The sequence below is a fragment of the Streptomyces sp. SDT5-1 genome (assembly GCF_052245995.1).
GTDB lineage: Bacteria > Actinomycetota > Actinomycetes > Streptomycetales > Streptomycetaceae > Streptomyces.
Genome location: NZ_CM125963.1, coordinates 1609522 through 1623680 on the forward strand (window position 1 = coordinate 1609522; position 14159 = coordinate 1623680).

The 14159-nt window shown below is 71.6% G+C and carries 15 protein-coding genes; 6 read left to right on the forward strand and 9 right to left on the reverse strand.

Annotated elements, in window-relative coordinates; genetic code table 11:
* Positions 1–3 precede the first annotated feature (3 nt).
* Positions 4–504, reverse strand: a complete 501-nt coding sequence (locus ACTWJ8_RS07545) for a COG4315 family predicted lipoprotein (protein WP_443263396.1) — start codon at positions 502–504, stop codon at positions 4–6.
* Positions 505–624: 120 nt separating this feature from the next.
* On the opposite strand from ACTWJ8_RS07545, the gene ACTWJ8_RS07550 reads away from it, so the two are divergent.
* Positions 625–1218 (forward strand): RNA polymerase sigma factor, encoded by a 594-nt coding sequence (locus ACTWJ8_RS07550; protein ID WP_443263397.1) that lies wholly within the window; start codon positions 625–627, stop codon positions 1216–1218.
* Complete coding sequence (locus ACTWJ8_RS07555) at positions 1199–1849, forward strand: anti-sigma factor family protein (RefSeq protein ID WP_443263398.1); 651 nt, start codon at positions 1199–1201, stop codon at positions 1847–1849. Before ACTWJ8_RS07550 ends, ACTWJ8_RS07555 begins: the two co-directional genes overlap by 20 nt.
* A 29-nt stretch (positions 1850–1878) precedes the next feature.
* Here the strand turns inward: ACTWJ8_RS07555 and ACTWJ8_RS07560 are convergent, their stop codons facing one another.
* Positions 1879–2673 carry a metal-dependent hydrolase gene (locus ACTWJ8_RS07560; protein WP_356383281.1) on the reverse strand — a complete coding sequence of 265 codons (795 nt, stop codon included), beginning with the start codon at positions 2671–2673 and terminating at the stop codon, positions 1879–1881.
* Between the two features lie 193 nt (positions 2674–2866).
* Here ACTWJ8_RS07560 and ACTWJ8_RS07565 point away from each other — a divergent pair, with 193 nt between their 5' ends.
* Both ACTWJ8_RS07565 and ACTWJ8_RS07570 read left to right on the forward strand, forming a co-directional pair.
* Positions 2867–5380 (forward strand): DEAD/DEAH box helicase, encoded by a 2514-nt coding sequence (locus ACTWJ8_RS07565; protein WP_356383278.1) that lies wholly within the window; start codon positions 2867–2869, stop codon positions 5378–5380.
* A gap of 82 nt (positions 5381–5462) precedes the next feature.
* Entirely contained in the window at positions 5463–6335 is an 873-nt protein-coding gene (locus ACTWJ8_RS07570) for an acyl-CoA thioesterase (RefSeq protein ID WP_356383275.1), read from the forward strand.
* A gap of 34 nt (positions 6336–6369) precedes the next feature.
* Here the strand turns inward: ACTWJ8_RS07570 and ACTWJ8_RS07575 are convergent, their stop codons facing one another.
* Positions 6370–7266 carry a DUF6397 family protein gene (locus ACTWJ8_RS07575; RefSeq protein ID WP_443263399.1) on the reverse strand — a complete coding sequence of 299 codons (897 nt, stop codon included), beginning with the start codon at positions 7264–7266 and terminating at the stop codon, positions 6370–6372.
* A gap of 142 nt (positions 7267–7408) precedes the next feature.
* Positions 7409–7825, reverse strand: a complete 417-nt coding sequence (locus tag ACTWJ8_RS07580) for a roadblock/LC7 domain-containing protein (protein ID WP_356383270.1) — start codon at positions 7823–7825, stop codon at positions 7409–7411.
* A 120-nt stretch (positions 7826–7945) separates the two neighbouring features.
* Here ACTWJ8_RS07580 and ACTWJ8_RS07585 point away from each other — a divergent pair, with 120 nt between their 5' ends.
* Positions 7946–8374 carry a PPOX class F420-dependent oxidoreductase gene (locus ACTWJ8_RS07585; RefSeq protein WP_356383267.1) on the forward strand — a complete coding sequence of 143 codons (429 nt, stop codon included), beginning with the start codon at positions 7946–7948 and terminating at the stop codon, positions 8372–8374.
* An 18-nt stretch (positions 8375–8392) separates the two neighbouring features.
* Here the strand turns inward: ACTWJ8_RS07585 and ACTWJ8_RS07590 are convergent, their stop codons facing one another.
* From ACTWJ8_RS07590 to ACTWJ8_RS07610, 5 genes are all read right to left on the reverse strand, one after another.
* On the reverse strand, positions 8393–9019 hold the full coding sequence (locus tag ACTWJ8_RS07590; protein ID WP_356383264.1) for a GTP-binding protein: 627 nt from the start codon (positions 9017–9019) through the stop codon (positions 8393–8395).
* Complete coding sequence (locus tag ACTWJ8_RS07595; protein WP_443263400.1) at positions 9000–9395, reverse strand: DUF742 domain-containing protein; 396 nt, start codon at positions 9393–9395, stop codon at positions 9000–9002. Before ACTWJ8_RS07595 ends, ACTWJ8_RS07590 begins: the two co-directional genes overlap by 20 nt.
* Before the next feature lie 17 nt (positions 9396–9412).
* Positions 9413–9853 carry a roadblock/LC7 domain-containing protein gene (locus ACTWJ8_RS07600; protein WP_356383258.1) on the reverse strand — a complete coding sequence of 147 codons (441 nt, stop codon included), beginning with the start codon at positions 9851–9853 and terminating at the stop codon, positions 9413–9415.
* Positions 9850–12393: a sensor histidine kinase gene (locus ACTWJ8_RS07605; protein WP_443263401.1), complete on the reverse strand. Its 2544-nt coding sequence runs from the start codon at positions 12391–12393 to the stop codon at positions 9850–9852. The genes ACTWJ8_RS07600 and ACTWJ8_RS07605 overlap by 4 nt, the downstream gene beginning before the upstream one ends.
* Before the next feature lie 62 nt (positions 12394–12455).
* Positions 12456–13229, reverse strand: a complete 774-nt coding sequence (locus ACTWJ8_RS07610; RefSeq protein WP_356383252.1) for an MHYT domain-containing protein — start codon at positions 13227–13229, stop codon at positions 12456–12458.
* A gap of 230 nt (positions 13230–13459) precedes the next feature.
* Between ACTWJ8_RS07610 and ACTWJ8_RS07615 the strand changes: the two genes are divergently transcribed.
* Positions 13460–14059, forward strand: coding sequence for a class I SAM-dependent methyltransferase (locus tag ACTWJ8_RS07615; RefSeq protein WP_443263402.1), 600 nt, complete (start codon positions 13460–13462; stop codon positions 14057–14059).
* Positions 14060–14159: the final 100 nt, after the last annotated feature.

Sequence of the window (14159 nt, forward strand, 5' to 3'; positions counted from 1 at the left end):
GCCTCAGTAGCCGTAGCCACCACCGCCGCCGCTGGACGCGGCCTTCTTGATCGCCTTGCCGTGGGGGTCGACGACGTACCAGATCTTGTCGATGCCCTGGCCCTTGGTGTCCCCCGCCTTGTGGTCGTCGGCGAAGTAGTACAGCGGGTGCCCGGCGTACGTCGCCTGTGGCGTGCCGCCGCCCTTCGTGGTGCCGATGAGGTTCGCCTGGACGCCGTCGCCGGCCTTCGGCTTGCCCTTCATGTGCGGCCACTCCTTGACGCACTCCGCGTCGCACTTCATGGAGTTGGTGTTCTTGCCGTCGCTGGTGAACAGGTACAGCGTGCGGCCCTTGCCGTCGACGAGGATCTTGCCCATCGGCGAGTCGCTCGTGCTGAGCGTGGTCGGGTCCTTGGCGGCGGGTGTGCCACCACCTGAGCCGCCACCGCCGCCGCTCGAGCAGCCTGCCAACGCCAGGGCGGCCACGAGGGTGCACCCGGCCCCGGCGATCCTGATCTTCTTCATGATCGTTCCGTCCCTTCTCACGAAGGTTGTACGGCCACGGCGGGCCGACGGATTGCGCCACCCGACGGAACACGGAGACGGGGTTCAATCCCTTCACCTCTCTCGTACGTATAAGGGAGCGTGGAACTGTTCTCGCGGGCGGATCGCGCCGACGACGCCTCGCTCGTCGCGGGCTTCGCCCTGGGCGACGAGCAGGCGGCGGTGGCCTTCGTGCGCCGCTTCCAGGACGCGGTGTACGGCCTCGCCCTGTCGGTGACCCGCGACGCCGCCCTCGCCGAGGACGTCAGCCAGGAGGTGTTCGTCCGGGCCTGGCGGGCCGCGGGCAGCTACGACGCCCGCAGGGCCTCGGCGCTGACCTGGCTGCTGACGATCACACGCAACGCGGCCATCGACGCAGTCCGCGCCCGCAAGCCCGTGCCGGTGCTCGCGGAGACGCTGGAGCGGCTGCTCGACGTGAGCCTGCAGAGCGAGAGCCCGGAACGTCTGGCCCTCGTCTCGCTGGAGAGCGAACGCGCGCTGCGCCGGCTGCGGGCCCTGCCCGTGGAGCAGGCCCGTGCGGTCGCGCTCGCGGTGCTCGGCGGCTGCACGGCGCGGGAGGTGGGCCGGCACGAGGGCATTCCGCTGGGCACCGCCAAGTCCCGGATCCGGGTCGGCCTGCGCAGGCTGCGTGAGGCGTCGAAGGAGGAGAGCCGCGATGGCACGCCACCCCGATGAGGAGGAGCTGGTCGCCCTCGCTCTCGGCACGCTCTCCGAGGGGCAGGACGAGCTGCTGAGCCATCTCTCCGTGTGCGCGAACTGCCGCGCCACGTACGACGACCTGGCCGCGGCCGTCGACAGCGTGCTGCCCGCGGCCCCCGCGCTCGCGGCCCCCGCGGGCTTCGACGCGCGGGTCATCGAACGCCTCGACGTGCAACGGCCGAAGCGGCGCCGCGCGCTGCGCCCGGCCCTGCTCGTCGCGGCGGCCGTGATCGCCGGCGTGTGCGCGGGAGGCGCCGGCGTCACGGTCCTCGGTCAGCCGGGCCACGAGAGCCCGCCCGCGGTCAGCGCGAGCGACCGGGGGGCCCGGCTCGTCACCGGTTCCGGCACGACGGTGGGCACGGTGGAGCCCAGCCGGGTGGGCGATCGGGACGTGGTGGTCATGCAGATCGCGAAGGGTGCCCCCGGCGGCTACTACACGTGCCGGCTGCTGCTGAAGGACGGCACCGTCCGCGACGCGGGCCACTGGTGGCTGCCGTCGTCCGGGCAGGCCACCTGGATCGCCCACGGCTCGGTGGGCTCCATCGACCGGGTCGACCTCCTGGACGACTCCGGCCGGGTCTGGTCGTCCGCGGAGCTGAACGGCTGACGCCCCGCGCCGCCGCGGACGACCTCGGGTCAGATGAAGTTCAGCGCGGCCGCGCAGCCCACGCCGCCGGCGAGCATGAACACCGGCATGAGCACCTTGAGCTCGACCCAGCTGCCGGCCCGGAACCGCATGGGCTTCGGCGGTCCGATCGGGTACCAGCGCTTGCGGCCGATCGGGATGGGCCACAGGATCGGGCAGCCCGAAACCGTGAGTGCGTCCCCGATGTCGTGCACCAGGGCGCCGAGCACGATCGGCAGGCCCAGCCACAGGTACTCCTGGCCGGGGTCCGTGAACAGCCAGTCCGAGCCGTTGCCCGGCTGGTCCAGGATCCCGGCGAGTATCCACGCGCTGGTCGCGGCCAGCAGCCAGACCAGGAGGTCGCTGCTGTGGCCGCGGGCGGCCCGCCACAGCAGGCCCTCGATGGCGAGCACCATGTGCACGAACAGGATCCCGAGGACCGTCCAGCGGCCTCCGGTGATGGCCGCGACCGAGGTACCGGCCCCGATGAGGACCGCCCACACCCACGTATGGGTGAGCGTGCGGTGGCCGCCCGAGCGCCGGGGGTCGCCCTGCTTCCTGGTCGCCTTGTAGACGGCGTAGGAAAGTTTGTCGACGATCTCGCAGAGCCCCCGGGAGATCGGCCCGAAGGCGCCCGAGATGGTCGCGGACTTGTGGTCGAGGTCGGGGGCCAGCGCGGCGCCCGCGCAGATCAGCGCTCCGACGAGGAGGACCGGCCATGGCATCGGGTACCCGGCTGCCGCCGTCGCCGCTCCCACCCCCAGCCAGGCGGCCGCTCCTGACAGCGAGTGTGCCGGTCCCATCATGTGTGTGTTCCGCCCCTGTTTCCGCACTGCCGGCCGCGCGCGATGTACCGACATGTCCCGTGTTGCTGCGCCGAGCTGCCCCGTGGGGGCCGCGCGCGTGCTGACGCCCCGTCGGCGACCCAGCGTAGCCTTCGTGATCTTCGCTCGGACATCCGATTGCCGGATCGAGCCGGATGGCAGGCAAGATGGTTCCGTGACCCTTATCGATCAGCTCCCGCAGACCGCCGACCCGGACACCCTCTACGACGCCTTCGAGTCGTGGGCCGAGGAGCGTGGGCTCACCCTCTATCCCCACCAGGAGGAGGCGCTGATCGAGGTGGTGTCGGGCGCGAACGTGATCGTTTCGACGCCCACCGGGTCCGGCAAGAGCATGATCGCTGCGGGTGCGCACTTCGCCGCGCTGGCCCGGGACGAGGTCACCTTCTACACGGCGCCGATCAAGGCGCTGGTGTCCGAGAAGTTCTTCGAGCTGTGCAAGCTGTTCGGCACGGAGAACGTCGGCATGCTGACCGGCGACGCCTCCGTGAACGCGGACGCGCCCGTCATCTGCTGCACCGCCGAGGTCCTGGCATCGATCGCGCTGCGCGACGGCGCGCAGGCCGACATCGGCCAGGTCGTGATGGACGAGTTCCACTTCTACGCGGAGGGGGACCGCGGCTGGGCCTGGCAGATCCCGCTGCTCGAGCTGCCGCAGGCACAGTTCATCCTGATGTCGGCCACGCTCGGCGACGTCTCCATGTTCGAGAAGGACCTCACGCGCCGCACCGGCAGGACCACGTCGGTGGTCCGCTCGGCGACGCGCCCCGTCCCGCTCTCGTACGAGTACCGGGTCACGCCGCTCACGGAGACGCTGACGGAGCTGCTGGAGACCAAGCAGGCGCCCGTCTACATCGTGCACTTCACGCAGGCGCAGGCCGTCGAGCGCGCGCAGGCGCTGATGAGCATCAACATGTGCACGCGCGAGGAGAAGGACCAGATCGCCGAGCTGATCGGCAATTTCCGGTTCACCACCAAGTTCGGCCGCAATCTCTCCCGCTACGTTCGGCACGGCATCGGCGTGCACCACGCCGGCATGCTGCCGAAGTACCGCCGTCTCGTGGAGAAGCTCGCCCAGGCGGGCCTCCTCAAGGTCATCTGCGGCACCGACACGCTCGGCGTCGGCGTCAACGTGCCGATCCGTACGGTCCTGTTCACGGCCCTCACCAAGTACGACGGCACGCGCGTGCGGACGCTGCGCGCGCGGGAGTTCCACCAGATCGCGGGGCGCGCGGGCCGCGCCGGGTTCGACACCGCGGGCTTCGTGGTGGCGCAGGCGCCCGAGCACGTCATCGAGAACGAGAAGGCGCTCGCGAAGGCCGGTGACGACCCGAAGAAGCGCCGCAAGGTGGTGCGCAAGAAGGCGCCGGAGGGCTTCGTCGCCTGGACGGAGAACACCTTCGAAAAGCTGATCGCGTCCGACCCCGAGCCGCTGACCTCGCGCTTCCGGGTGACGCACACGATGCTGCTCTCGGTCATCGCACGGCCGGGCAACGCCTTCGAGGCCATGCGGCACCTGCTCGAGGACAACCACGAGCCGCGCAAGGCGCAGCTGCGGCACATCCGCAGGGCCATCGCGATCTACCGCTCGCTCCTGGACGGCGGCATCGTCGAGAAGCTGGACGAGCCGGACGCCACGGGCCGCATCGTGCGCCTCACCGTCGACCTCCAGCAGGACTTCGCGCTGAACCAGCCGCTGTCCACGTTCGCCCTCGCCGCGTTCGACCTGCTCGACAAGGAGTCGCCGTCGTACGCCCTCGACATGGTGTCCGTCGTGGAGTCCACGCTGGACGACCCGCGGCAGATCCTGCACGCCCAGCAGAACAAGGCGCGCGGCGAGGCCGTCGCCCTGATGAAGGCGGACGGGGTCGAGTACGAGGACCGGATGGAGCGGCTCCAGGACATCAGCTACCCCAAGCCTCTGGAGGAGCTGCTGTTCCACGCGTACAACACGTACCGGATGAGCCATCCGTGGGTCGGCGACCACCCGTTGTCGCCGAAGTCCGTGATCCGCGACATGTACGAACGGGCCATGTCCTTCACGGAGTTCGTGTCGTTCTACGAGCTCGCTCGCACCGAGGGCATCGTCCTGCGCTACCTGGCCAGCGCCTACAAGACGCTCGACCACACCGTGCCCGACGACTTGAAGTCGGAGGACCTGGAGGATCTGATCGCCTGGCTGGGCGAGATGGTGCGCCAGGTCGACTCCAGCCTCCTGGACGAGTGGGAGCAGCTCGCCAACCCGGCGGAGATGACCGCCGAGGAGGCCCAGGAGAAGGCCGACCAGGTCAAGCCGGTCACGGCGAACGCGCGGGCTTTCCGGGTCCTCGTCCGCAACGCCATGTTCCGCCGCGTCGAACTCGCCGCGCTCGACAACGTCGAGGAGCTGGGCGAGATGGACGCCGACTCGGGCTGGGACGCGGACGCCTGGGGCGACGCGATGGACAAGTACTGGGACGAGTACGAGGACCTGGGCACGGGCCCCGACGCGCGCGGACCCAAGCTGCTCATGATCGAGGAGGATCCGGAGCACGGCCTGTGGAAGGTGCGCCAGACCTTCCAGGACCCGAACGGCGACCACGACTGGGGCATCAGCGCCGAGGTCGACCTCGAGGCGTCCGACGCCGAGGGCCGCGCCGTCGTCCGCGTCACGGACGTCGGCCAGTTGTAGATCCGATGGCGGCCGGGCGGTAGATTCCGGCCGCGTCCCCGCGCCGGAGCGGTCCGGCGGCACACACGAGAGAGAACCACCCATGACGAATCCTGCGGAGAAGCTCGTCGACCTGCTCGACCTGGAGCAGATCGAGGTCAACATCTTCCGCGGACTCAGCCCCGACGAGTCCCTCCAGCGCGTCTTCGGCGGGCAGGTCGCGGGGCAGGCGCTGGTCGCGGCGGGACGCACCACCGAGGGCGACCGCCCCGTGCACTCGCTGCACGCGTACTTCCTGCGCCCGGGCCGTCCGGGCGTGCCGATCGTGTACCAGGTCGAGCGGGTGCGCGACGGGCGCTCGTTCACCACGCGGCGCGTCACCGCCGTGCAGCAGGGCCGCACGATCTTCAATCTCACCGCCTCCTTCCACAAGCCCGAAGAGGGTGCCTTCGAGCACCAGTTGCCGCCGGCCCGGCAGGTGCCGGACCCGGATTCGCTGCCGACGATCGCCGACGAGGTGCGGGGGCATCTGGGTGCGCTGCCCGATGCCCTGGAGCGGATGGCCCGCCGCCAGCCCTTCGACATCCGCTACGTCGACCGGCTGCGCTGGTCGCCCGAGGACATCGAGGCGGCCGAGCCGCGCAGCGCCGTGTGGATGCGTGCCGTGGGCCCGCTCGGTGACGATCCGCTGGTGCACACGTGCGCGCTCACCTACGCGAGCGACATGACGCTGCTCGACGCGGTGCGGCTGCCGATCGAGCCGCTGTGGGGTCCGCGCGGCTTCGACATGGCCTCGCTGGACCACGCCATGTGGTTCCACCGCCCGTTCCGTGCCGACGAGTGGTTCCTGTACGACCAGGAGTCGCCGATCGCGACGGGCGGCCGCGGTCTGGCCCGTGGCCGTATCTACGACACGGAGGGCCGCCTGCTGGTCTCGGTCGTCCAGGAGGGCCTGTTCCGCAAGCTCGAGGGCTGACGGGCGGGCCAACGGGCTTGGCGGGCCCGGGAGTTCATCCTCCCCTGCCCACGAGCCGCGCCCACAGTCCAGGCCGTGACCGAGCGGGTGCCTGTACGGGCGTGGGCAACGGCGCCGCCTCGGGCACTGGCTCCGGCGTGGCCTCGACCGCCTCGGCCACCTCTTCGTACCCCATGGGCGACGAGGGTCGGGGCGCCGGAAGTCGGCGTCGCGCCTGTTGCAGGTTGAGCAGCAGGTTCCCGCGCAGCCAGCTGATCTCGTTCGGGTCGTCGGCGGTCATGATGCGCTGGACGATCGCGGCGTTCGGCGACTCCGGTGTGCCGTGCCAGAACTCGTCGGGGCGCAGCCGGTTCAGGTGTGCCCGCTCGTAGGGACTCTCCACCAGCTCCGCCAGTTGCACGGGATCCAGGAACGTGGCGACGGCGGCCGCCCGCTCCCACGGGCCCTCGGCCTGGCCGAGCAGGTATCCGGCGTGCCGGGCCCGCCAGTTCTTCGGCCGCAGATCCTCCCCGGCCTTGAGCCTGGCCCGTACCCGGTCGGGCGCGCGTCCCGTGAGCAATGGGCCGTTGACCTCCGCCGCCGCGAACTCCCGCAGTTCCTGGGCCAGGTACATCCAGACCACGGTGCGGTACCGGTTCACGTAGAAGCTCGCGGGCGTCAGCATTCCGGCGCGGGCGAGGCGCGTGAAGCGCGTCGAGGGGATGTCCATGAGCTCGGCGCCTTCCGCCGTGCCCACGACCCTGACGTGCGCGCGCAGCGTGTCCGGGAATCCCTCGGCCTCGCGGAGACGCTCGATCTCCTCGCGCGGGACCCGGCGCCGGCCGCCGCCGGGCGCCGGGACGGTGCGGATGCAGCCCAGTCGGACAGCGAGGTCGAACTCGCCTCGTTTCAGCCCCAGCTCGCGTGCCGCGCTGCTCTGGGGCCTGGTCATGGTGTCGCCTTGCACGATGGTTCTCCCCCGTCTGCGGTTCAGACGCAGTCACTCTCCGTGACCGCTGGAAAAACCGTAGCGGGGATCGACCGATCGCGTGCGGGCCTGTGGATAACCTTGGCGAGCGGGGCGTCTGCGCAGGTCAGAGGTCTGCGAGCGGGCCTCGCTCGGGGCTGCGGGCGTCGACGGTCAGGTGCTCGCCGACGCGGTGCACCAGCAGCGTCATCTCGTACGCGACCTGCCCGATGTCGGCCTCGGCCGCGCTGAGCACGCACAGGCAGCTGCCCTCGCCCGCAGCGGTGACGAACAGCACCGCGTCGTCGAACTCGACCATCGTCTGCCGCACGCCGCCGGTGCCGAAGTACCGGCCGGACCCCTTGGCGAGGCTGTGCAGGCCGGACGAGACCGCGGCCAGGTGTTCCGCGTCCTCGCGGCGCAGGCCCTCGCTCGCCCCCGCCACCAGCCCGTCGTTGGACAGGACCAGCGCGTGCCGCACGTGTTCGACGCGCTGCGTCAGGTCGTCCAGCAGCCAACCGAGCCCTTCGTACTGCTGCCCCATGATCCCCTGTCCCCGTTTCCGTGTGGCTCCCCACCCCGGGAGAGAGTCCGCTCCCCTACCCGGAGGATCTGATTCGCCAGCCTCCCCCACGGTCGACGTCCGGGCAAGAAGAATGGGGACATGGCACACAAGATGACCGATGAGCAATGGAAGGCCTTCGTCTCCGAGGGCACCCACACCGCGAAGCTGTCGACCGTCCGGGCCGACGGCAGCCCGCACATCGCGCCCGTCTGGTTCGTCCTCGACGGTGACGACATCGTTTTCAACACCGGGAAGGACACGGTCAAAGGCCGCAATCTGGCGCGGGACGGGCGAGTCGCCCTGTGCGTCGACGACGAGCGCCCGCCGTTCTCCTTCGTGTCCATCCAGGGCCGCGCCGAACTCAGCGAGGACCCGGACGAACTGCTGGATTCGGCCACCCGGATCGGCGGCCGGTACATGGGCGCGGACCGCGCCGAGGAGTTCGGCCGGCGCAACGCGGTGCCGGGCGAACTCGTCGTCCGTGTCCGGGTCGAGAAGGTCGTGGCGCTGGGCGACATGACGGGCTGAGCCGGTCGCCCACGGGTGTCAGCCCACCGAGTCGAGCAGCCGGGCGGCGTGCATGCGCCCGGCGTACTCGACCAGTCTGATCAGCACCTCCTTTCCCGAGTCGCGGTCGCGCGCGTCGCACAGCACCACGGGGGTACCGCGGTCGAGGTCCAGGGCGCGGGCCACTTGGTGCGCTCCGAAGGCCTTGCTGCCCGCGAAGCAGTTCACCGCCACGACGAACGGGATGTGCCGGTGCTCGAAGTAGTCCACGGCGGGGAAGCAGTCCTCGAGCCGTCGGGTGTCCGCGAGAACGACCGCGCCGAGCGAGCCCTGCGAGAGCTCGTCCCACAGGAACCAGAAGCGGTCCTGCCCCGGCGTGCCGAACAGGTAGAGCGACAGGCCCGACCTGATGGTGATGCGGCCGAAGTCCATGGCGACGGTCGTGGTCGTCTTGCGTTCGACCGCCCCGATGTCGTCCACGTTCTGGCCCAGTTCGCTCAGTCGTTCCTCGGTGCGCAGCGGCCGGATCTCGCTGACCGAGCCGACCAGGGTGGTCTTGCCCACCCCGAAGCCACCCGCGACCAGGATCTTCAGGGCCAGGGCGGGGGTGGGTTCCGCCGCCGTGGTGTCGGCGTGTGCCGTGGTGTCAGAGTGCTCTGAGCCCATCGATGACTTCTCTCAGGATCTTCTCGTCGGGTAGCTGTGCGGGCGGCACCGGCCTGCTGACCTTGACGCAGGCCAGTTCGAGCAAATCGCCGAGGAGCACCCGCACCACGCCCACGGGCAGGTCAGTGCCCGCGGCGAGTTCGGCGACGGTCTGCGTCTCCGTGCGGCACAGCTCGATGATCGACCGGTGTTCGGGGCCGAGCGCGGTGTCGTCGTCGGCGGCGGGCGCGGCGGAGTCGAGCGACACCAGGGCGATCAGGTCGAAGTGCACGCCCTGGGGCCCCGGCGCGGTCCGCCCGCCGGTCATCGCGTACGGGCGGACCAGCGGGCCGGCCTCTTGGTCGAACCACTGGCTGCCGGGGTCGTTGTCGTTCATGTCGGCGCCCGTGCCCGTCAGCCCGCGGTGGGCGGCTGCCCGGCGGCTCTCGGGGCCGTGTAGAGGTGTTCGCCGACCCGCTTGACCAGACGGGCCATTTCGTAGGCGACGAGACCGATGTCGGCGATGCCGGTGCTCAGGACGGCGAGGCAGGAGCCGTCGCCGGCGGCCGCCACGAAGAGGAAACCTTCATCCATCTCGACCATCGTCTGGCGCACGCCGCCCGCTCCGAAGTGCCGCCCCGTGCCCTTGGCCAGGCTGTTGAAGCCGGAGGCGACGGCGGACAGATGTTCCGCGTCCTCCCTGCGCAGTCCGCTGGAGGAGCCGACGGCGAGCCCGTCGTTGGAGAGGATCACGGCATGCCGCAGTTCGGGCACTCGCAGCACCAAGTCGTCGAGGAGCCAGTCGAGTTCGCCGGAACCGTGGGCCGTGCCCGTCGTGCTCGGTTCCTTGATCATGCGGGGTCTCCTTCATGGGTGTCGGTGCCGGGCGGCCGGCCACCGCCTCTGGCCCAGCCGTCCCGGAAGGAGGTCATCCGGGCCCGGACCTGTTCGGGGGTGCGCTCGTCCGCTGCGGGTACGCGCGCGGGGGACGGCGGTTCGGCCGGGCGTTCGCGCAGTTGGGGCGCGAGGCTGGCCTGGCGTACACGGCGTGGGAGGCCGTCGGGGGACAGTGCCGTGTCGTGTTCGGGTGGGTCGTCGGGCCCGGGGCCGCCGGGGTGTTCGGCGGGTTCGGGGTCCGGTGTCGTGCGCAGGCGCAGCGCGGTGACGCCCGGCGGATGCCGGGGTTCCTCGCGTTCGGCCGAGGGGGCGAGCGCCGGGCGCGGGGTCGGTGCGGGGACGGGGTGGCTTTCGTTCATCGGCGCTGCTTCGGGCTCGGGCACGCGCGCGTAGCGGCGCTCTTCCGGGGGCGGTTGGTGCGGATCGTGGGCGCTCGGGCCGACCTCTCCGTCCTTGTGCAGCAAGGGGGTCGGCAGCAGCACGACGGCGGTGGTGCCTCCGTAGGGGGACGTGCGCAGGTGGACCTTGATGTCGTGTCGCTTGGCGAGCCTGCTGACCACGAAGAGGCCCAGTTGGTCGCTGTCGAACAGGTCCAGGGCCTCGGAGTGGCCGATCCGCTGGTTCGCTTCGGCAAGAGTCTCCTTGCCCATGCCGAGGCCGCGGTCCTCGATCTCGATCGCGTACCCGTTGCCGACGGGCTCGCCGCTGATGCGCACCTTGGTGTGCGGGGGCGAGAACTGGGCGGCGTTCTCGACGAGTTCGGCGACGAGGTGGGTGAGGTCGGCGACGGCGGCTCCGGTGACCTGGGCGTCGGAGAGCTGGCGCACCTCCACGCGCGCGTAGTCCTCGATCTCGGAGACCGCCGCCCGTACGACGTTCGTCAGGGGGACGGGGTGCCGCCAGGCGCGGCCGGGGGCGGCGCCGGAGAGGATGATCAGGCTCTCGGCGTGCCTGCGCATGCGCGTGGTGAGGTGGTCGAGCCGGAACAGGTCGCCGAGTTCGCTCGGGTCGTCGGCGCGGCGCTCCATGCTGTCCAGGAGGCCGAGTTGGCGGTGGACGAGGACCTGACTGCGGCGGGCGAGGTTGACGAAGACCCCGGAGATGCCGCTGGCGAGCTCGGCGCGCTCCACGGCGGCGTACAGGGCCGCGCGGTGCACCGTGGTGAGCGCCTCCGACACCTGCCCGGTCTCGTCCTCCGCCGGTGGGCCCTGGGGCGCCTCGGCGGCCACGTCGATCTCCTCGCCGGCCCGCAACCTGCGCATGGCGCGGGGCAGTTTGCGGCGAGCGATCTCCAGTGCGCTGTTGCGCAGGCCGACGAGTTCGACGACGAGGCCGCGGCCGATGCGTACGGAGATCACCAGGGAGGCGATCACGGCGGCGAGGCCGAGCAGGACCGCCCCGCCGGCCGGGGTGAGCAGTCCGCGGGCGAACGGGTCCGCGCGGTCGGCGGCGCCGCGCGCCGCGTCCGTCTCGATGGCGTGCAGGCGGTCCTGCACGGTCGCGTAGGCCGGGTTCCAGGCCTCGGTGGAGGCCGCAGCCAGGGCCTTCGCTCCGGGGTCCGCGATGAGGGTGCGGTCCTCGACGGCGCGCACGTCTCCGTAGGCGCCGCTCGCGGCCAGCTTCTTGAAGGCGGCGCGTTCGGGGCCGCGCAGGTCGGTCGCGGCCGTGTCGACGAGGTTCCTGCGGGTGGCCACCGCGCCCGTGAACAGGCGCAGCCGCTCGTCCGCCAGGGTGCCGGCGAGATGGGCGCCGACGAGCACCGCGTTCTCGCGGGCGAGCATCTCGGTGGAGCGGCCGAATTCGAGCAGTACGCGCGCGTCGGAGCCGAGTTCGGCGTCCTGGATGCCGGTGAGCGAGCCGCCGACCGCGAAGGCGTCGTCGACGGCCTTCGTGTACTGCCCGTACGCGTCGTCCCAGCCGGTACGCCGTTCCTGCACGGCCTTGCGCACGCCCTTCAGGTGTTCCACGCCCGCGACGAACGTGTCCAGACGGGCGGCCACCGCGCGCGGGAGGCCCGCTCCGTCCGCGACGGTGCCGTCCTCGCCGACGCGCAGCGCCGAGGCGGCGCGGTCGGTGGCGGCGGCGCGCCTCTGCAGGGTGTCCTGCCTTTCGGCGCTCGGCCTCGTGGCGTAGGCGACGGCGGCCGTGCGCTCGGCCTGGAGGGCGGCGACGAGCGCGCCGACGGGTTCGCGCAGCGTTTGGTCGACACGCTGCAACTGGCGCAGGCGGGCGACGTCCTGGGCGGTGGTCACGGTGGCGTAGCCCCACAAGGCGAGCAGCGAGACGACGGGCACCATGAGAAGACAGATGACCTTCGCCCGGACCGTGCGAGGACGGAGGTTTCTGGCCGCTACGCGCGTGGGTGCCTCCTTGCGGGGCTCCGGCTCCACCAGGACGTCCTCTTCGGCGGGCGGACCGGCGTGCGCGCGTCGCCCGCGCGCCGGGGTCGGGCTCGGTTGCGGAGGGCCGGAACCGGTGGTGCTGCGGGGCGGGCGCATGGCCTCCTCGATCGGGATCGGGGCACCTTCACGTACCGGTGCCGGGCCGGTCTGGTCGTCGTTCAGGGGGTGAGGTGCTCCAGCGGGCGCTGGGCCGACTCGGAGGCCTCCTTCTCGTCCGCGGTCGGGGACAGCGCGACGAACGCGGCGGTCAGGAAGAGGTAGGAACCGAGCCCCACGGCGAGGGGGAAGATGAACTGCATCGTCGTGACGCCGGCGAGCTCCGCTGTGGACGGGACGACGTGTACGCGGACGGCGATCATGCCCGTGTAGTGCATGCTCGTCACCGCGCCGCCCATGACGAGGGAGGCGGCCACGACGGCGACCGGTGTCTTGATGTTGAGTCCCGCCCACAGTGCCGCGGTGGCCGCGACGACGGCGATCACCACGGAGAGCGCGACGAGCAGCGGGTCGTAGTCGACGCGCCCGTGCAGGCGCAGCGCGGCCATCCCGAGGTAGTGCATGCTCGCCACGCCGACGCCCGTGGTGAGGCCCCCGAGCGCGAGGGCGCGCCCGCGCTCGCGGTGGTGGGCGACCGCGAAGACGCCGACGCCGACGACGGCCACCGCGACGAGCAGGCTGAGCATGGTCAGCGGAACGTTGTAGCGGATCTCGGTGCCGGTGACGCTGAACCCGAGCATCGCGACGAAGTGCATGGTCCAGATGCCGGTGCCGATGGCGGAGGCCGCGGTGAGCAGCCAGTTGCGCCGCGAGCGTCCCGTGGTGTTCAGGGCGCGCACGGTGCAGCGCAGTCCGAGGGCTGCGCCGATGCAGGCCATCGCGTACGACAGCACGGGGGTAAGCCAGCCGAAGGCGGCCTGGTCCAGGTGTCCCATGGGTCAGGGACGGTATGCCGGTGGGGGCGTGCGGAAGGGGCGCAGTTCGAAAGGTTTTGGAATACGGCAGATATGCGATGCGGAACGGTCGCGTGAGTGTCGAACATGCGCACCGCACGTGCATGCGATGTCTTCGACGGAGAACGGGACCTTTCGATCTTTCGTCCCCCACTCGTGTGACGGCACGCGCCTGGGCGCCGCTGTCGGTGCGCTGCGCAATCATGGAGCGCATGAACGATGACGCCACACGTGTGCAGGAGTTCTTCGCCGCCAGAGCCGCCGACTGGGACACCCGGTTCCCCGACGACGGCCCCGCCTACGCGGCGGCGGTGGCCGCGTTGGAGCTGCGTCCCGGGGCGCGTGTGCTCGACGCGGGCTGCGGCACGGGGCGGGCGCTGGCGCCGCTGCGCGCGGCCGTGGGGCCCTCCGGCACGGTCCTGGGCGCCGATCTGACCCTGGCCATGCTGGAGCGGGCCGTGCGGGCGGGGCGGGACGCCGAGGGGCTGCTGCTGCACACCGATGTGGGCCGGCTGCCGCTGCGCGCGGGCGTCCTTGACGCGGTGTTCGGCGCCGGCCTGATCTCGCACCTGCCGCAACCGGCGGAGAATCTGCGCGAGTTGGCGCGCGTGGTGCGACCCGGCGGGCTGCTCGCGCTCTTCCACCCCGTGGGGCGGGCCGCGCTGGCGGCCCGGCACGGCCGTGAGCTCACCCCGGACGACCTCCGCGCCGAGCCGAATCTGCGACCCCTGCTCGCGGGCGCGGGCTGGCGCCTGACGACGTACGTCGACGAGGACGAGCGCTTCCTGGCGCTCGCGGTGCGGGAGGGATGAGAGCGGGCGCAGGCGGCGGGCGACCGGCCGCGATCGGGCCCTCCCGCACGGGATCCGCCGCGCGGCCCGTTCTGTCACCATGGCTGCAACTGCGCGACAC